Here is an 18,339-nt window from a genome sequence, read left to right as displayed (position 1 = left end):
CGTATGCAGGGGGATGGGATTAAGTGGTTAACACATTGAGAAATTGCGGTAGTGATGTGCTGGATACACGATAAAAGCGGTTTTGATTTTTCTCTTTTAACGACAAAAGTATCCTTGTCTCCATATTCGCATTGCTGCGAGAAATTGGGTCAATTGCTGCCAATGTGAGTGCCTGCCACGCCTTATCGTTTGTTCTCTTTTTAACAGGCGATGATGAAGGAATATGCTGATATAACAGCGTCGTCGCGATTGATGTATTGCAGTATCTGTCTTTTGATAAAGCCAATGCGGCGAGTTTATACGATGCGGGGTTCCACTCGGTACGGTGTTTAATCATCGGTAATTTCTCGTTATGAGTGCCTTGCTTAATAAGTGGGTGAGCGCCGGATAAATAACCGCAAATGAGGGCTTCTGTGTCACTGCAAACAAGTAAGGCTTGAATGCCCTTTCAATGACACAGGTATTTTTATATGAGTTTCAGTGGCGGGTTTTTTTGCGGCCAATCGCGATGGATATTTGTGAAGCAGTAATCATTTTTTTTGCGCTTGGGTGGGGCCGTACTTAGCTGCGGAAAAAATGAAAGGTGTCAGTTCCGGCTTGCTGCGTTACGATGTGGTGAATGTGTGATGTTGTATGCCTGTCTGCGATTGGGAAAACATGGAACGCGAAAAAATAATAATTAACGATGTGGGGCCGAGAGACGGTCTGCAAAACCAGGCCAAGGTCTTGAGCGTTGATGAGCGCCTTCAGCTTATCAACGCGCTGCTTCGCGCTGGGCTGACGCATATTGAGATCGGCGCCTTTGTCTCGCCCAAAGCGGTGCCTGCCATGGCGGGGACGGACGAGCTTGCCCAATGCCTGCTCCCCGGCAAGGAACACTTGTCGGCGTTGATTCCGAATCGCCGGGGCTATGATCTGGCCCACGCCGCCGGGGTTCGCACCATGGGGCTGGTGGTGGCCGCCAGCGACACCATGAACCAGCGCAATATTCGTATGGGAACGGAGGATGCGCTGGCCGTCAGTCGGGAGGTGATTGCGCAAGGCCGCGCCGACGGAAACCGGGTACTGGCCTATGTGGCGACCGCCTGGGAGTGCCCCTTTGAGGGCGCGGTCAGCGCAGATGCGGTCCACCGGGTCTGCGACGACTTACTCGCGGCGGGCGCCACAGAAATTGTATTGGCAGACACCATTGGTGCGGCGAGCCCGGATCAGGTTCGGCGTTTGCTGCCGCCGCTTATCGCCGAATACGGCGTCGAGCGACTCTCCTGCCACTTTCACGACACCCGAGGCATGGGCGTTGCCGATGTCTACGCGGCCGTGGAGTGCGGCATTCGCAAGTTTGATGCCTCCGTCGGCGGTCTGGGCGGCTGTCCTTTTGCGCCGGGGGCAACCGGCAATGTTGCCACCGAAGACGTGGTCGTCATGCTCCGGCAAATGGGCTTCGATACCGGCGTCGATCTGGCTGCCTTGCTGGACGCGGTCGATCTGGTGATTGCGCTCACCGGCAATTGCGAGGGCGGCCGAGCCATCAATTGGATTCGGCGCCAGCGCGAAAAGGGGCTTCTCTAGGCGCCGTCGACGGTGCTCAAGGCGCTGTCGTCCAATGACACAGCTGGCACCGTTAAACAATCTCTCCCCGTCGCTTTGCGACACTATGGTTAACAATAATTCTAATAAGGAATGACTATGGTCCGCAGTAAATGGAGCGCTGCACTGGCGTTAGCCGCCTTGCCGGCTATCAGTGTGGCCGCAGAAGAGGGCGCCCGTGCGCAGCTTGAAGAAGTCATCGTCACGGCGCAAAAGCAGCAGCAAAGCCTGCAAGACGTACCGATTGCCGTGGCGGCTGTCGATGGCGCCAAAATCCGCGATGCCGGGCTTCAGCGCATCGAAGAACTGACCGCGTATGTGCCTAACTTCAAAATGGCCGTCACCGGCCAGGGGAACGCCATTTATATACGCGGCGTTGGCTCCGGCGATAACCGGGGTTTCGAGCAGTCGGTAGGCATGTTTATCGACGGCATCTACGCCGGGCGCGGTCAGCAGTTTCAGTCGCCGTTTCTCGACATCGCCCTGGTGGAAGTGCTGAAAGGCCCGCAGGGCACGCTGTTCGGTAAAAACACCATCGCCGGGGCGGTCAATATCAGCACCGCCCGGCCCAATGACGAGCTGGGCGGCGAACTGGCTTACCAGTACAACCCCGAGATCGGTGCCCGTGAAGTGACGGCAATTATCAATACGCCGCTGGGTGCGGGTTTCTCCGCCCGCGCCGCGTATAAGCGGCTGGAAGAGGACGGCTATGTCGATAACTTTATTCTCGACCGCGACGAGGCACAGCGTGCGGAAGACTCCATGCGTCTGGCGCTGCGTTGGGACGCCACCGACAAGCTGGACATGAACCTGAAGCTGGAGAAGTCCGACTTCGGCATTAACGGCACCACCTTCCAGCTCACCGACAATACCGGCACCTTTAACCTTTATCAGTCCAACATCTCGCTGCCGATCAGCTTGCCGATCAACCTGCCGTTTGCGTTGCTGTCCTTCAATCTGGAAGACGAGATTGACCCCCGCGAAGACGGGCGACTCGACCGCCGCAAATCCGACAAGCAGTTCGAGTGGCAACCCGCGCTGACGCAGAACAACAGCGAAGCGGCGGTGTTTACCGTGGAGTATGCGCTCACTGACGCGGTCACGCTGACCAGTATCACCGGCTACTCCCACTTCGATTTTGTCTTCAATCTCGATGCCGACTTCACCGACCTGGAGTTTATCGGCACAGAGAATACCGAAGACTTCACCCAGATCAGCCAGGAATTCCGCATCGCGGGCTCAGTGGGCGAGCGGGTCGACTACATTGCGGGGGTCTACGCCCACCAGCAGGACCTCAACAGCACCCTGTGGCTGAACCTCGACTTCAACGCGCTGGGCATCCCAAGCACTTTGCTGGGCCTGTCGCTGCCTACACAGCTTGCGACCTTCACCGAGTTCGAACAGACGACCGACAGTCTCGCCGTATTCGGGCAGGCCACCTGGAACATCACCGACACCCTCAGCGCCACACTCGGTCTGCGCTGGGGTGAAGACGATAAAGAAGCCACCAAGTATCTGGACGTGGCCCAGTTCCGCTCCAAAGAGCGCAGCATCAACCCGCTGTACGCGATTATTGCCGGTGCGCTCAACAACTCGGAAAACCACGACATTGCCAATGAGCGCAGCGTGGATAACGTCTCCCCGGCATTCAATATTCAGTGGTATGCCACCGAAGACGTGATGAGCTACTTTCGCTACGCCAAAGGCTTTAAAGATGGCGGCTTTAACGCCAGCGACACCACCGCCAGTCAGGACGCCTTTACCTACGAAGATGAAGAAGCCGACACCTTCGAGCTGGGTGTCAAAACCACCCTGTTCGACGGCGCCGCCACCTTCAATGCCGCCGCGTTCTACACCGAGTTTGCCAACCGTCAGGTGAGTAACTTCACCCTGACCGGCTATGTGGTGGGCAATGCCGCGGAATCGATCACCCAAGGCGTAGAGGCCGACTTCCGCATGGCGCTCAGCGAGCGCCTGACCGTCGGCGCCTCAATGGCCTGGCTGGACTCCTACTTCACCTCGTTCAAAGACGGCCCTTGTACCGCTGTGCAAACCGATGCCGCATTCCGCGCAGGCAACCCCGACTGTCGTCAGGACCTGTCGGGAGAGGGCACCGACTACGCGCCGGAAGTAACCGCCAGTCTGACCGGCCAATATGTCTACCCGATTGGCGATGTGATGGAACTGCGTCTGCAACTCGACCTGAACTACACCGACGAGTACTACACCACGCAGGATCGCGACGAAGCCGACGTGCAGGACGCCTTCTACAAAATCAACAGCCGCCTGTCGCTGATGCACTTCAAACAAGGCTGGGAAATCGCCCTGCTGGGTAAAAACCTGACCAACGAAATTACCACCTCGCACGGCAACGACGTGCCCCTGTTTGTCGGTGCCCACTTCGCCTCAACCGATCCCCCGCGCAGCGTCGCCGTTGAAGGCGTATTGCGCTTCTGATCCAGCGTAAACCAATCCGCTGACAGTCAGTTGAATTCCAGGCCCTCTCCAAGAGGGCCTTTTTGTTTCTGCTATGAATGTTGAGCGACCTGAAGAAAAAGGGGAATGACAAAAAAAATGTATAGATAGCCAGTATATTTTTTTGCCAACAAGATTTATGCTCGTTTTTCCACAATGGAATGCGCGTTTATCCAGAATAAATAATACAAAACGCAAGCAAAACAGCCACATAGGGACAATGAGGCAAGACATATGAGACCCCCTCTCCAAGATATATGCGCACGCTCGGTTTCTCGGGCGGGTTTTCTTGGTCGCTATAAAATTTCTTCAAGATTCTTAGTGACTTGCGTGATATCTGTCGAAATTCCCGTCAGGGCAAACCGAGCGTGCTTGTTATTAAAATGTTAGCTTCATTAAGGACACGTTAGATGAGAGGTATTGAAGGAAAAATCACACGAAAACTAGCCACAATAGTTGACGAGAAAGATGTGGCCTCTGGTGATGGTTTTCCAGTCGATACATACAGAGAGCTAGTTGAATACTGTGCCGCTCTCGCTTACCTGAACAAAGACCATCTTCTGTTCTTTAGGGGGCAAAGTGTCGATTTTAAGAATAAAAACGATAAATCCACTTTTTACCCTTCTATTTATCGAGGAGACTATCTTCTAAAGCGCGAAGTAGAGCATCGATTTGATATATTAGGACAAGCTTCAAGCAAGCTTGTAGAACTGCTCAGCGCGAGAACAAAGGATGGAGCTGGGGAGCTAAAAAGAAAAAAATATATTCAATGGAGCATACTTCAGCACTACGAAGTCTGTGGTACACCACTGATTGATTTTACTCACTCACTAAGAGTGGCGTGTTCTTTCGCACAATTGGAAAACGAAAATGATCATGCCTATATCTATGTGTTTGGGCTTCCATATATAACCAACCGGATCTCCATAAACTCAGAGCATGATCTAATCAACATTCGCCTCCTAAGCATATGTCCGCCTGATGCGCTTCGGCCTTACTTTCAAGAAGGGTATTTGGCTGCAACGTCTGATATAGAGCATGATTACGACTCAAAATCGGAGTTGGATTTCAACCGAAGACTGGTGGTCAAGTTCCAAATTCCCAATTCAAAAAAGTTCTGGGGAAAGGATTTCAAAATAATCCCAAAATCCGCCTTATACCCGCAACAAGATGTATTTCACAGCATATGTAAAGAAATCGAAGTGGATGTAAAGAGAGAGCTTAAGCCTGGTGAAATTGGCGATTTCCTCTCACTGTGGTCAGAGATAGAAGATAAAATTGTGTCAATGAATCAGCAGGCAACGGAGCACAATACGTTCTTTGGCTCACTGCAACAGTTGAAGAAGTCAGAGCATTTTGAATCCAGCCTAATCAACAACATAGATAAGCTCAGGCGTTTTAGAAACGAACTCGTTCATTCCCCCAAGAGAATAAGCGATAAAGAAATTTCTCCTTATATGGATCTCGTGAGGTTTGTCACGAATGAAATCAAGAAGAAAAGCTAACATCAGGTCAACAAGGACGCTGCGCGCTAACGCGCTTGCGCCTTTTACCTGTAGCGTTAAATTTCCGAGAAAAAGCACCATTACTTAGGAAATCAATTTTGAATATGCCAGAGAGCGAAAAGGAAATCACAAAATTACGTCAGATAAAATGGAAATCTCCTCTATCTCGTAAAATTGAAGAGTTCACTGATTTAATAAGTGACGACGAGATATTCGAGCAGTACTTTGGTGAAAGTTATATCAATGACTTGGCAACAAAATCAAAGGCGATTACCGGCATAGTTATAAAGTTGGGAATAGTTTATACGGCCTTAATGGTTTCACTATATGCATCCCAGAATATTGCCGAATCTGAATTTGAAATTCTAGGATATGGTTTTAAAAACCTAGAGAAATACAAGGAATTTCTTCTCCTATTAGCCTCTATAATTTCACCAATATCGGCAGTATATAGCGCGTATCAAAAGTACATTAAAGCATTAATTGGAGAATGTATTAAGAAGGTCTCGCCAAACGAAAAGGCCCGAAAGTATTATTCGCTTAAATATATAGATGAATATTTTGACTGGCTTCCCAGTCATCCAAAGGAGCCAACACTATCTTGGCATGGCGTCACTGGATTCTTAATGGCTTCTTTAGGGGTGATTCTGATTTTACTGTTTTTCACTCTTATTGCAGGATCCTTTTTTATACAAATAAATGTGATTTACGATATAGCTGCAAACCCATCATCAGCCAAATATATAAATATCTTTGTTTTGGTGGTGTCTATTTCAGCAATACTTCTTTCGTGGTTGATTGCATTAGTTCAGCTTCCAATGCCTGAGATTGATATAAGTAATTACCTTAAGCTGGACGAGATCAAGGAAAACGATCCGGAAAAGTATCAAGCTATCATGAGAAGAATGGCCAAAGAAAGCTCAAGAAAAGAGGCTGTCTCCATACTGGTGACGTCTTCTGTTATATATATTGCTACATATACCATGCTGTCTGTTTTTTGGTTTTCTGAAAGCCTAGATGATATGGCGTCGTTTTTAGTAAAAGCCATACCCGGCGTTTTCTGGGTACTGTTTTTCTCTAACGAGATAATGGGCTTTATGAGAGCCCGTATTCTAAATTGGTTTTTTGCTAAGTATCCCGAAGAATCAGCAAATAGACTAAATGTTTTTGGTAAGGTAACTAAGGTTCTGGTTATAAACAGAATTCTAATTCCTCTTATATTAACGGCTTTTTATGGGTTCTACGCTCTCGGTTCAAGCCCTGCTTAACAAGCCGCTCAAATGCGTTCCGGCCACTAAAAACGTGGCCTCCACCGGACTCGCTAACGCTCGCCGTTTAGCGGGGCGTTATCAGTCCGTGTGCCCGATGCGTTTATCGAGGGGATTGCGGCGATGGGGCGCGAGTATCTGAGCTTTGGTCCGGCTCACCACAGGGGTGAGCAATGGGATTTGGTTTATCTGCAGTTTTCATTTGGCGATCAGCTTGTGGAGGTTGGCAGTGACAGGAACTGCCGAATCAGGGAAGCGAGTTCCGGAGAATGGCATAGCAAGGTGCTGAATTTTACGCGCTATCAAACCCTTCCTGTTTACGGTCGCAGGGTGAGGATCATGGATAAGGCGGATCTGATCGCCTACAAGCGGATACTGGGGCGCGAGGTCGACCGGGAGGATATTCGGCAGTTAGGCGAGGTCTGAGCGGTTCTCAACCCCTGCCATCCCCTGTTTCGTTGTTGATCGGAGTAAATACCACGGCGTAGCCGCGTCCGTTGATGCTGGCAATGCGCGTCAGGTCGCAGGCAACGGCAAAGGATTTTTCCTGCCCCTGGTAGATGAGTTTGATCTGGCCATAGCAGGTGGCCGGTGCGCTGTCCTCGTCGGGCAGTACCAGCCCGCGCTGAAGGAGGTCGGCGAGGCTGCCGATGTCGTTTTCTGCCAGTAGCAAGTGGGCATGCCGGTTGAGCTGGATGATGTCGCCGTGGGTGGTGGCTTTCAGAAAGGGGACGGGGATGTTGATGCTCGGGTCGATAAAGCGGTCCTGGCTTTTGAGCTGGGTAAAGCCTTCAAAGCATTCGTTGATCAGCAAGTCGTGCTGGCTGCCCCGGTCTTTGCGGTAACTCATTACACAGAAGGCATGCTTGGGATTGCCGTTGGGATAGAAGGTCCACGAGGTGTTGACTTCCCGCTCACCGCTGTCGAAGCGCAAGCGCATGCTTTGCAGGCGAATACGCACATCATTGCTCATATCTTCAAAGTCGCGGGCTTGCAGCTCCGTCAGTGAAGAGACTTCCCAGAAGGCCAATGCGGCATTGTTGGCCCAACTGATGGTTCTGTCGTCAAAATCCCAGACCCAGACCGGGTTGTGTTTCTGTGCCAGAAACAGGCGCTCGTCGTGGGTAAAGTAGTCGGACTTGAAGCTGGGCATCGCATCGTGTGGGGCCGCGCCGAGAAAGCGGTTGCTCTGATACCAGTCCAGCAGTTGGCTGCGGTCGATGCCGCGACTGTACAGGTAGCCCTGTGCACGCTGCGCGCCGAGATTCACCATCATATTCTGCATGTGCAGCGATTCGATCCCTTCCACAACGCAGTCCCAGCCGAGATTGTGGGCGAGGTGAATAATGGAAGAGACGCCGGCGAGACTGACGCGATCATCGAGGGCGTGGCTGACAATGCTGTGGTCGATTTTGACTTCGCTGAAGACGTTGAGCTTGGCACGGTCCAGCGTGGAGAACCCCGTCCAGAAGTCGTCGATGCTTAGCTTGATCCCCATTCTGAACAGCTCGGTGAGATTGGCTTTGGGCACCATGTCGTCGATGCTGGCGGATTCTGTCACTTCGAAAGTCAGACCCAGACTGAGGCATGCGGACTTCTCCAGCGCGATCGCGACATCGCGGGCGAAGTGGCTGTCTTCCAGATCCTGTGGCGAGATATTAATGGAGAGCTGGCCGGTAAAGCCGTGCTGGTAAAGCTGGTCGCGGGCGTCGAGTGTTTGCGCCAGGACGAGCCGTGTCAGCAGATAGGTCTGCCCGGATTCTTCCAGCATGGGAATGAATCGGGCGGGAGAAATGTTGCCGTATTCAGGACTATGCCAGCGCGCGAGCGCCTCAAATCCGGTGACTTCCCCTGTGCTTAAATGGATTTGTGGTTCGAAAATGGTGTAGAACTCGCCGCGCTGTATGCCATCAACCGGATCGATTTTTATTAGGCTCAAGGTGGTAACTCAACATACACGCCAATACTGGGTCAGTATCGGCGGCTGCGGCGATGGCGAGAATGCGGTCTAGTACCTAGCGTCGTTGGGATAAGTCACAGTGCGGCGGTAATGCGGCCTACAGCGGCGTGAAGGTGACGGGCAGACCATCGGCGGGGAAGATCAGCGGCACCCAGCTCCTCGGCATTTCGTAGCCCGCTTTGACGCTGATGTTGTAGCGCGTGAGCAGGTGGAACAGGAAGAGCTTGGTTTGCACTTCGGCAAAATTGAGGCCGAGGCATTTGTGCGCGCCACCGCCAAAAGGAATCCACTGGAAGAAGTGCTTTTTGTCTTCGGCGCGGGCCTTGGAGAAACGCTCGGGGTCAAACTGTGTGGGGTTGCTCCAGTATTCCTCCATGTAGTGGGTGAACAATGGCGACAGGCCAACCGAGGTGTTTTTGGGGATGTGGTAGCCGAACAGCTCCATGTCTTTGACGGTGCGCCGGGGGATGGCCGGAACCGGCGGGTACATGCGCAGTGCTTCCTTGAACACCAGCTTGGTGTCTTCCAGCTTGGAGAGGTCGTCGTAGCTCAGTGATGCTGTGCCCAGACTCTGGTATTCCTCGCGCAGGCGCTGTTGCCACTCGGGGTGTTTCGCCAGCGCATAGACGATGGAGCAGAGCGTGCTGGTGGTGGTGTCGTGGGCGGCGAATAACAGGAAAATAATATGGTCGCGTACCGCGCTGTCGGAGAACACATTGCCGTCTTCGTCGGTGGCGTGGCAGATCTGCGAGAAGATGTCCTGCGCTTCGGTTTCGCGCTTGGCGGCAATATGCGTCATGACGAAATCTTCGAGGTGTTTCCGGCCTTTCAGGCCGCGATACCAGAGAGTGCCCGGCACCGGAATTTTGAAGACGGCCATGGAGGCGAGCATGGTGTCGACGAAGGCGGTGTTCACGCTGCTGGCTTCATCGCCCATTTCCACACCCAAAAAGACTTCGGCGGCCACTTCCAGTAGTAGCTGTTTGACGGCGTGCTGAAAGAAGAAGGATTTGTTCTGTGGCCACGCCGTCAGCCCGCGCTCCAGATGCGGGTTCATGGTGTCGAGGTAGCCCTCAATGGCACTTTTCTTAAACGCGCTTTGCAGGATTTTCCGGTCGTAACGGTGGGCGTCGGCGTCTTTGAGCATCAGGCCATCGGGGAACAGGCGGTCGAGCAGCGGGTTCCAGGCGAGGCGGCTGGAGAACTGCCCCTCGCTGTTTTTCAGCACGATTTCATTGGCTTCGGGGCCGAGCAGCATCAGGTTGTGCTGGAGCAGGGTATTGCCGCGAGAGATCAGCCCGAAGCGGCGGTAGCGCTGCTCCACCAGACCGCGATAATCCCGCAGAAAGTGGAAGGTTTGGCCGAACAGTGGCAGACCGCTGTCACCGGGGATATGGGTCAGATTTTTGTTCGGGCGTCGTGGGTAGTCGCTGTAGTTGATGCTTGGGCTGCTCATGCTTCACCTGCTGTTGGCCGCCGTTAGGGAGCTAGCGGCGATTCCATTCGATTTTTTTGAAAACAGTAGGTCAGTCGCTCAATGGCGTCTAGTCATTGAGCGACGACCGTAGTCAGGTCGCGCCAGCACGCTTGTTCTGAAATTTTTTGTAAGAAAATGTCAATTGTATGTCACGGCGAATCATTGCCGCTTATGTGGCAGGAGAGCGATGCTTGTCGCCGGAATAACCGGGTCGTCATCAAGGGCGGCTGTGATAACAACAAATTATCGGGCGCTTGCAGCCCGGTCACTGATGAGAGACTGACTATGCTTCCGAGAAATTTCACCGAAGAACAGCAGATGTTCCGCGCGGCGTATCGCAAGTTTCTGGAAAAGGAAATTGCGCCGAATGTAGAGCGCTGGCGCGAGCAGGGCATTGTGGATCGCGAGGCGTACACCAAGGCGGGTGAGCAGGGTTTTCTGATGATCTGGCCGGACGAGCAGTACGGCGGTATGGGTGACCACGACTTCCGTTTTGAGCAGATCATTATCGAGGAAACGGCGAATGTCTATGCGGGTGACTGGACCAATACCCTGCACAGCCGTTTGGTCGGCCCCTACCTTGACCGGTTTGGCAGCGACGAACAGAAAGCGCGCTTTCTGCCCAAGTGCGTGAGCGGCGAGTGCATTCTGGCCGTTGCGATGACTGAGCCGGACGCCGGGTCGGATCTGGCGGGTATGCGCGCTACCGCAAAAGACATGGGTGACCACTGGCTGCTTAACGGCGCCAAGACGTATATCAGTAACGGCATCAATGCGGATCTGGTGGTCGTCGCGGCGAAAACCGATCCCGAAAATAACCCGCATGCGATGGGGCTGTTCCTGGTTGAGCGCGGCATGGAAGGTTTTGAGCGCGGCCGCAATCTGAAGAAAATGGGTATGAAGGCACAGGACACCGCCGAGCTGTTCTTCAACGACGTACAGGTTCCCAAAGAAAACGTGTTGGGCGACCCGACTCTGGGCTTTGTTTACCTGATGCAGGGCTTGGCGGAGGAGCGTCTGATTGGCGCGGTGGGTTTCCTGGCGGCCGCTCAGAAGGCCTTTGAGGTGACCCGTGACTTTGTTATGGAGCGCAAAGTGTTTGGCAAGCCGCTGTCGGCAATGCAGAACACGCAGTTCCAAATGGCCGATCTGCGCACAGAAATCGATGTGGCACAGGCATACGTTGATCAGTGCGTAGCGGTGCATAACGAAGGCAAGCTGACCGCCGAAGATGCGGCCAAGGCGAAACTTTATACCAGTGAGGTGCTGTGCCGAATGGTTGATGAAGGCGTGCAGTTGCACGGCGGTGCCGGGTATATGGATGAGTATCCGATTTCCCGCATGTACACCGATGCGCGCATTACCCGCATTTTTGCCGGGACCTCCGAGGTGATGAAGCTGATCATTGCCCGGGATCTGTTTTCTGACAAGTTCGCGCCGTATATCGACCGGACTTGAGTGGCTGTTACCGAAACCATTAATGATAAATTGAGGAGCACACAATGGATGTAAATGGAAAAGTTGCGCTGGTTACTGGCGGCGCATCAGGGCTGGGGCGTGCTACGGTAGAAATGATTGTTGCCGCTGGCGGCAAGGTGGCGATTCTGGACATGAACGAAGGTCTGGGTAACGCACTGGTTGCCGAGCTGGGCGCAGATAACTGCCTGTTCGCGGCGACCAATGTTGCCGACGAGGCGTCGGTGCAGGCGGCGGTGGATGCCACGCTGGCCAAGTTCGGGGCGATTCACATTTGCTGTAACTTCGCCGGTATTGGCAATGCGATAAAAACCGTCAGCAAAAATGGCGCTTTTCCGCTGGATCAGTTCAAGCGTGTCGTCGACGTTAACCTGATCGGCACCTTTAACGTGCTGCGTCTGGCGGCGGAAGTGATGAGCAAGCAGGATCCGCTGGATGATTTCGGTGGTCGTGGTGTGATCATCAATACGGCCTCTGTGGCGGCGTTCGATGGCCAGATTGGTCAGGCGGCTTACAGCGCCAGTAAAGGTGGTGTGGTCGGCATGACTCTGCCCATTGCCCGCGATCTGGCTAGCTACGGTATTCGTGTTAACACGATTGCGCCCGGCCTGATCGACACCCCGCTGCTGGCGACCCTGCCGGAAGAGGCGCGTCAGTCGCTGGCGGCATCGGTGCTGAATCCCAAGCGTCTCGGCCTGCCCGAAGAAATCGCCAGTCTGGCGATGCACATTATCAGCAACGATTACCTCAATGCCGAAGTCATTCGTATGGATGGCGGCATTCGCATGCAGCCACGCTGAGTTTGCATCCATCGGCTGCGCCTGACATTGTCGTCGGGCGCAGCCAGCAAACGGCGCCCAATGACCTAGCTGCAGGAGGTGTATCTGATAGCCTGACTTCAGGCTCAAAGCTTGCCTCCCATAATAAGAGAGAATGCTATGCACGCGACGTTTTCCCCCGAAGAATTGGCCTTTCGTGACGAGGTCAGAGTCTTCCTTCGAGACAATTTTGACGAGCAACTTGCCGCTCGGATTCACAACCCCAAGACCTTCAAGACCGCGACCATTGAGTGGCAGAAAAAGCGCTACGACAAAGGTTGGGTTGCGCCCGGCTGGCCCGTTGAGCACGGCGGCTGCGGCTGGACGGATACGCAGAAGTATATTTTCGACAGTGCGCTGGCCGAGGTCGGCGCGCCGGATGTGCCGCCGTTTGGTCTGAAAATGGTCGGGCCGGTGATTTACACCTTCGGCAACGACGAGCAAAAACAGCGTTTTCTTCCCGGCATCCTGACCGGGGACACCTGGTGGTGCCAGGGCTATTCAGAACCCGGCGCGGGCTCGGACCTTGCCGGTTTGCAAACCCGCGCCGAGCGCGATGGTGACGACTACATCATCAACGGCACCAAAATCTGGACCACCTACGCCCAATACGCTGACTGGATTTTCGCCCTGGTGCGTACCGATAACAGCGGCAAGCCCCAGCAGGGCATCAGCTTTCTGCTGATCGATATGCGAACCCCGGGCATCACCGTGTCGCCGATTATTGCCATTGACGGTGAGCATCACCTCAACGAAGTCAGTTTCGACAATGTGCGGGTGCCGGTGGCCAATCGCATCGGCGAGGAAAATCAGGGCTGGACCTACGCCAAAGCACTGCTCAGCCATGAGCGCACCGCGCTGTCGGGCATTGCCTACTGCAAGCAGGTGCTCAGCAAGGTGCGTCGCTTTGCGGCGGAGGAAAATGATGATGGCAGCCGCCTGCTGGATGACCCGGTGTTTCAGGCGCGTATGGCCGATATTGAGATGGAGTTGATGGCGCTGGAGTACACCGAGTTGCGTGTGCTGGCGACCGTGGCGCAGGGCGGCGCGCCGGGCATGGAGTCGTCACTGCTCAAACTGAAGGGCACCGAGCTGCAACAGGCCGCACAAAGTCTGCAGTTTGATGTGGCCGGGCTCTACGGCAGCGTGCTGCCCACCGAGCATGAGGTGGGGCATGCCTTCGGCGACCGCAGTCGTCGGGAGTATATGTATGGCCGCGCCTGCACCATTTATGGCGGCAGTAATGAAGTACAGAAAAACATCATCGCCAAATTCGGCCTGGGACTGTAGGAGCGCGCCATGGATTTTTCATTAAGTGATGAGCAGCAGCTGCTGAAAGACAGTGTCGATAAATACATGCTGGAGCGCTACAGCAGCGAGCAGCGCCGCGGCTACATGAACGCGGAAGCGGGCTTCAGCACGGCTGTCTGGTCGGACTTTGCCGAGCTGGGTTGGCTGACCGTGCCCTTGCCGGAAGCATTGGGTGGTTACGGTGGCAGTGTGGTGGATACCTCTCTGTTAATGGAGGCATTTGGCCGGGCAGCGGTTGTTGAGCCCTACTTGGGAACCGTACTGCTGGGCGCCCAACTGCTTTCCGGTGGCAACAATGCGACGCTGCAAGCTCGCTACCTTGAAGAGATTTTGTCCGGCCAGTGTCAGGCGGCTTTTGCGTATTTGGAGCGTCGCAGTCGGCATCAGCTAACGGCGATCGACAGCCGGGCCGAACGGCAGGGTGAGGGGTTTGTTCTGAACGGCAGCAAATCTCTGGTGCTCAATGGCATGGCCGCCGATGTGATTTTGGTCACCGCGTGGCTGGAGGATGCGCTGGCACTGTTTGCCGTTCCCGCAGACAGCGCCGGGCTTAGCCGCGAGGCCTTCCAGTTGATGGATGGGCAGGCGGTGGCCAACCTGCGTTTTGATCAGCTGACGCTGGCGACTGACAGTCTGGTTTGTGAGCCTGCAGACAGCCTTGCGCTGATTCAGCGGGTGATCGACGAGGCGACCATCGCCGTGGCCGCGCAGGGACTCGGCGCGATGGAAACGCTGTTGAAAGCGACCGTGGAGTACAGCAATACCCGCAAGCAGTTCGGTCAGCCTATTGGCAAGTTCCAGGCCCTGCAGCACCGCATGGTGGATATGTATACCGCGACCCAGCAGTGTCGTTCGCTGTTGGTGCGAGCCCTGTGCTCACACAGCGCGGGTGAGCCGCAGGCGGCCATGGATATTGCCGCGCTGAAGAGCATGGTCGGCAAACTGGGCCGTAGTGTCGCGGAAGAAGCCGTGCAACTGCACGGGGGGATGGGCGTGACCGAAGAGTTGAGTGTGGGTGATTACCTCAAGCGATTGATGGTCATCGACAGTCTGTTTGGCGACAGCGCCTGGCAGCGTCGGCGGTTTGCCGAGCTGCGCTACGGAGATGTGGCGTAACGCGTCTCCGCCTTGGCTTTACAACAATAATGCACGACAGGAGCCAGTGAATGTTCGAAAGCTATCTTGATTATCTGTCCTTTCAGGTGCGCATGCGGCCCCGTCAGCTATTTGGCAGCGACGGCCTGCAAAGCCTGACTTACGCCGAGGCTTGGCAACGCGCTGGCCATGTGGCCGCTGCCTTGCAGCGAGAAGGCTTGGGCGGGGGTGATCGTGTGGCGATTCTCTGCAAAAACTCGCTGGATAACCTGCTGGTATTCTTTGGCTGCGCGCGCGCAGGCATGGTGCCGGTGGGCATTAACTATCGGCTAACGGCGGACGAAGTGGGGTTTATAGCCGAGGATGCCGAGGTGAAGCTGCTGTTCGTGGACGGCGAATTCGCGCCCTTGATCGGTCCCTTTCTAGCGAAGAAACCGCAGGTGTCTGTCGTGGGTGACCTCGATGGCGCCCCCTCGCTGTCAGCTTGGCTTGAGGGTGTGGGTGAGCCGGTCGATGTGGCGATCCGCGCTGACGACGTGCTGTTTCAGATGTATACCAGTGGCACGACGGGACTGCCCAAGGGCACCTTGCTGACTCACCACAATGTGATCTGCAACAGCGTGCAGGCGCCGCTGACCACCGGTCGGGCGCCGCGGGCGGGGGATCGCTCTCTGCTGATTGCCCCGACTTTCCATGCGCTGGGGCTGGTTGGCGCGCTGATGGCGATCTATTACGGCAGCTCGCTGATTATTCACCGGGACTTTGACCCGGTGGCGATGGTGGACACCCTGCGCGACGACAATATCAATTACCTGTCGGTGGTGCCGGTGATGCTCCAGTTTGCGCTGGCCTGCGTTCCCGACATCGATAGCTACAGCTTCCCGAATCTGAACTGGATGAATTACGGCGCATCGCCTATTTCTGTCGATCTGCTGACGCGTTGCCTTGAGGTTTTTGATTGTGAGTTCTATCAGGGCTACGGTCAGACCGAGGCGACCACAGCATTGACCTTCCTTACACACGATGACCATATGCGTGCGCTGGAGAGCAAGCCGGAACTGCTGCGCTCCTGCGGGCGGCCGGTGTTTGCTACCGAGCTGCGGATTGTGGATGACCAGGGCAAGACACTGCCCACCGGAGAGATTGGCGAAATTCTGGCGCGTGGCCCTCAGGTGATGAAAGGCTACTGGAAGCGTGAAGAAGCAACGGCCAAGACGGTGGTCGACGGTTGGCTGCATACCGGTGACGCGGGCTACCTGGATGACGAAGGGTATCTGTACATCAAAGACCGCGTGAAAGATCTGGTGATTTCCGGCGGCGAAAATATCTATCCCGCCGAAGTGGAGAACACGCTGATGTCGCATCCGGCCATTGCCGATGCGGCGGTGATTGGTGTGCCGGATGAAACCTGGGGCGAGGTGCCCTTGGCGGTGCTGGTCGCCGGTGATCAGGGCCGGATCTCGCTGGAAGAACTGACGATCCACTGCCGCAAAACGCTGGCTGGCTTCAAGGTGCCCAAGCATCTCGAATACGTCGATATGCTGCCGCGAAATCCCAGTGGCAAAATCCTCAAAAAAGAGCTGCGTGCCAGCATTGTGCCTAAGTACACGGCAGAGAACGCCTGACGGTAAGGAGTCTGGTTGTGAGTAAATTGATTCGCACGGCACTACATCGCCTTTATCTGGCGTTAATCGCCATTCCTTTCAAGCTGATGCCGTCGCTGGCCTATATGACCTTCAGTGGCGCTGGCAGTACGAAGCAACTGTGTCGACATATTGCCCGGCAGGGCTACAGCCGAGTACTGATCGTCAGTGACGGGCCTCTGGTGGCCTTGGGGATTGTACAGCGCGCCATCGATGCGCTGGAGGCCGAAGGGGTGAACTGCACGGTTTACGATGGCATTTTGCCGGACCCGACGTTTGCCATGGTTGAGGAAGGGCTGGCTATGTGCCGTCAGCACAACTGTGATGCGGTGCTGGCGATTGGCGGCGGCTCGTCAATTGATTGCGCCAAAACGTTGGTGAGTAGCTTCAGCAACGGCGATGATCCGCGCAAGATGGTTGGCTACTTCAAGGTGAAGAAGACGCCATTGCCACTGTTTGCACTGCCCACGACCTCCGGCACCGGCTCCGAGGCAACCATTGCGGCGGTGGTCTCCGATCCCGCGACGCACGAAAAATGTTTTATCGCCGATCCCAAGCTGCTGCCTCTGGCCGTAGCGCTGGATGCCGAGCTGCTGTTGGGGATGCCCAAGCCGATTACCGCCGCGACGGGCATGGATGCGCTGACCCACGCCATCGAGACCTACATCAGCTTGTGGGGCTCAGACAGCAGTAATGCATACAGCCGCGCTGCGGTATCGATGATTTTTCAGTATCTGCCTCGTGCGTATCAAGATGGAAGCGATGCCGATGCCCGGGAACAAATGGCACTGGCGGCTTACTATGCGGGGATGGCGATCAACAGTGCCAGTGTCGGCAATGTCCACGCGATTGCGCATCAGCTAGGGCGTCATTACAGCACGCCGCACGGTCTGGCGAACGCCTTGGTCATGCCCGCCGTGCTGCGGTTTTCTGCGGCAGCCGCGCAAGCGCCTCTGGCAGAACTGGGGCGCCTGATCGGTGCGGCTGCGGTCGGCGACAGCGATGCTCTGGCAGCCGACAAATTCATCGATGCGGTAGAGGCGATGAATCGCCGTCTGGATATTCCCTCTCAGCTCGACAGCCTGCGAGAGGCGGATATTTCCGCGATTGCCGCCGATGCGGTCAAGGAGGGAGCCAGCTATCCTGTGCCTGTACTGATGAGCCGCGCCGAATGCCAGGATATTTTGCGGCAACTGCTGCCGGGTGCTGCAACTGCAGAGGCCTTGGCTTGAGCGGGTAACTTTTTACTGTGATTTGCGAGGGGAAGGATAGTGTCTGAGTCAGAGGTATCGGCATTTATGCATGAGTATTGCCGTGCATTCCGTCCCGGGAATGCATCGGCCATGCCGCGTTATTTCCACTTCCCGGCCTCGCTGATGGCCAGCGGTTTGCGCTTGTCTATCAATGCCCCGGATGAGCTGGTGCAAATGTTGTCGGTCGGCTTGTCGGATTTGGCAGCGGCGGGATTTTCCCATTCAGAAATTCAGGATATCCATGTACACGAACTGGCGGATGATATTGCCCTGGTGAGTGCCCGCTACCATCGCCTGAAGGCTGATGACCGTTTGTTGGAAGAAATCGCTGCGAGCTACACCTTGTATCGCGAGGCGGATAGCGGCTGGGGGATTGTGGCGATTATTACCCACGATCCCGACAGGGTGATTGCTGCCAGTCGCTGAGTCTGAGCGGAATTAAAAAGGCCCCTTTGCCGGGGCCTCTTTTGT

Annotated in this window: 15 protein-coding genes; 12 read left to right on the top strand and 3 right to left on the bottom strand. The window is 55.1% G+C overall.

Annotated elements, in window-relative coordinates; translation table 11 throughout:
* Window positions 1-19: 19 nt before the first annotated feature.
* On the bottom strand, window positions 20-337 hold the full coding sequence (locus tag G411_RS22030; protein WP_157581114.1) for a hypothetical protein: 318 nt from the start codon (window positions 335-337) through the stop codon (window positions 20-22).
* Window positions 338-657: 320 nt separating this feature from the next.
* Between G411_RS22030 and G411_RS0103815 the strand changes: the two genes are divergently transcribed.
* The 5 genes from G411_RS0103815 (at window position 658) to G411_RS19230 (ending at window position 7,261) form a co-directional block, all read left to right on the top strand.
* Entirely contained in the window at window positions 658-1,569 is a 912-nt protein-coding gene (locus G411_RS0103815) for a hydroxymethylglutaryl-CoA lyase (RefSeq protein ID WP_022957848.1), read from the top strand.
* A gap of 117 nt (window positions 1,570-1,686) precedes the next feature.
* Entirely contained in the window at window positions 1,687-4,044 is a 2,358-nt protein-coding gene (locus G411_RS0103810) for a TonB-dependent receptor (protein WP_022957847.1), read from the top strand.
* Between the two features lie 428 nt (window positions 4,045-4,472).
* On the top strand, window positions 4,473-5,567 hold the full coding sequence (locus G411_RS0103805) for an FRG domain-containing protein (RefSeq protein WP_022957846.1): 1,095 nt from the start codon (window positions 4,473-4,475) through the stop codon (window positions 5,565-5,567).
* A 104-nt stretch (window positions 5,568-5,671) separates the two neighbouring features.
* Window positions 5,672-6,835, top strand: coding sequence for a hypothetical protein (locus G411_RS0103800; RefSeq protein ID WP_022957845.1), 1,164 nt, complete (start codon window positions 5,672-5,674; stop codon window positions 6,833-6,835).
* A 90-nt stretch (window positions 6,836-6,925) separates the two neighbouring features.
* Entirely contained in the window at window positions 6,926-7,261 is a 336-nt protein-coding gene (locus tag G411_RS19230) for a hypothetical protein (RefSeq protein ID WP_022957844.1), read from the top strand.
* Between the two features lie 7 nt (window positions 7,262-7,268).
* On the opposite strand, the gene G411_RS0103790 is transcribed toward G411_RS19230, so the two are convergent.
* Window positions 7,269-8,774 (bottom strand): EAL domain-containing protein, encoded by a 1,506-nt coding sequence (locus G411_RS0103790; RefSeq protein ID WP_022957843.1) that lies wholly within the window; start codon window positions 8,772-8,774, stop codon window positions 7,269-7,271.
* Between the two features lie 118 nt (window positions 8,775-8,892).
* A complete protein-coding gene (locus tag G411_RS0103785; RefSeq protein ID WP_022957842.1) occupies window positions 8,893-10,251 on the bottom strand; it encodes a cytochrome P450 in 1,359 nt (452 codons plus the stop codon).
* Between the two features lie 306 nt (window positions 10,252-10,557).
* Between G411_RS0103785 and G411_RS0103780 the strand changes: the two genes are divergently transcribed.
* The 7 genes from G411_RS0103780 to G411_RS0103750 all read left to right on the top strand — a co-directional run bounded on the left by G411_RS0103780 (window position 10,558) and on the right by G411_RS0103750 (window position 18,294).
* A complete protein-coding gene (locus G411_RS0103780) occupies window positions 10,558-11,730 on the top strand; it encodes an acyl-CoA dehydrogenase family protein (RefSeq protein ID WP_028968124.1) in 1,173 nt (390 codons plus the stop codon).
* Between the two features lie 44 nt (window positions 11,731-11,774).
* The gene (locus tag G411_RS0103775) at window positions 11,775-12,548 is read left to right on the top strand and encodes a 3-hydroxyacyl-CoA dehydrogenase (protein WP_022957840.1); all 774 of its coding nucleotides are present in this window, start codon (window positions 11,775-11,777) and stop codon (window positions 12,546-12,548) included.
* Between the two features lie 138 nt (window positions 12,549-12,686).
* Window positions 12,687-13,856, top strand: a complete 1,170-nt coding sequence (locus G411_RS0103770) for an acyl-CoA dehydrogenase family protein (protein WP_022957839.1) — start codon at window positions 12,687-12,689, stop codon at window positions 13,854-13,856.
* Window positions 13,857-13,865: 9 nt separating this feature from the next.
* Entirely contained in the window at window positions 13,866-14,993 is a 1,128-nt protein-coding gene (locus G411_RS0103765; protein ID WP_022957838.1) for an acyl-CoA dehydrogenase family protein, read from the top strand.
* A gap of 50 nt (window positions 14,994-15,043) precedes the next feature.
* Entirely contained in the window at window positions 15,044-16,597 is a 1,554-nt protein-coding gene (locus G411_RS0103760) for a long-chain-fatty-acid--CoA ligase (protein ID WP_022957837.1), read from the top strand.
* 17 nt (window positions 16,598-16,614) lie between these two features.
* Window positions 16,615-17,847 (top strand): iron-containing alcohol dehydrogenase, encoded by a 1,233-nt coding sequence (locus G411_RS0103755; protein ID WP_022957836.1) that lies wholly within the window; start codon window positions 16,615-16,617, stop codon window positions 17,845-17,847.
* 39 nt (window positions 17,848-17,886) lie between these two features.
* Entirely contained in the window at window positions 17,887-18,294 is a 408-nt protein-coding gene (locus tag G411_RS0103750; protein WP_157581112.1) for a DUF6841 family protein, read from the top strand.
* Window positions 18,295-18,339 lie beyond the last annotated feature (45 nt).

Origin of the sequence: Spongiibacter tropicus DSM 19543 (genome assembly GCF_000420325.1) — a bacterium.
GTDB classification, from domain to species: domain Bacteria; phylum Pseudomonadota; class Gammaproteobacteria; order Pseudomonadales; family Spongiibacteraceae; genus Spongiibacter; species Spongiibacter tropicus.
This window is presented reverse-complemented; position numbering and strand designations above follow the sequence as displayed.

Coding starts and splice junctions, on each gene's coding strand:
- G411_RS22030 (WP_157581114.1), bottom strand. CDS start 337: ATGATTAAACACCGTACCGAGTGGAACCCCGCATCGTATAAACTCGCC.
- G411_RS0103815 (WP_022957848.1), top strand. CDS start 658: ATGGAACGCGAAAAAATAATAATTAACGATGTGGGGCCGAGAGACGGT.
- G411_RS0103810 (WP_022957847.1), top strand. CDS start 1,687: ATGGTCCGCAGTAAATGGAGCGCTGCACTGGCGTTAGCCGCCTTGCCG.
- G411_RS0103805 (WP_022957846.1), top strand. CDS start 4,473: ATGAGAGGTATTGAAGGAAAAATCACACGAAAACTAGCCACAATAGTT.
- G411_RS0103800 (WP_022957845.1), top strand. CDS start 5,672: ATGCCAGAGAGCGAAAAGGAAATCACAAAATTACGTCAGATAAAATGG.
- G411_RS0103785 (WP_022957842.1), bottom strand. CDS start 10,251: ATGAGCAGCCCAAGCATCAACTACAGCGACTACCCACGACGCCCGAAC.
- G411_RS0103780 (WP_028968124.1), top strand. CDS start 10,558: ATGCTTCCGAGAAATTTCACCGAAGAACAGCAGATGTTCCGCGCGGCG.
- G411_RS0103775 (WP_022957840.1), top strand. CDS start 11,775: ATGGATGTAAATGGAAAAGTTGCGCTGGTTACTGGCGGCGCATCAGGG.
- G411_RS0103770 (WP_022957839.1), top strand. CDS start 12,687: ATGCACGCGACGTTTTCCCCCGAAGAATTGGCCTTTCGTGACGAGGTC.
- G411_RS0103765 (WP_022957838.1), top strand. CDS start 13,866: ATGGATTTTTCATTAAGTGATGAGCAGCAGCTGCTGAAAGACAGTGTC.
- G411_RS0103760 (WP_022957837.1), top strand. CDS start 15,044: ATGTTCGAAAGCTATCTTGATTATCTGTCCTTTCAGGTGCGCATGCGG.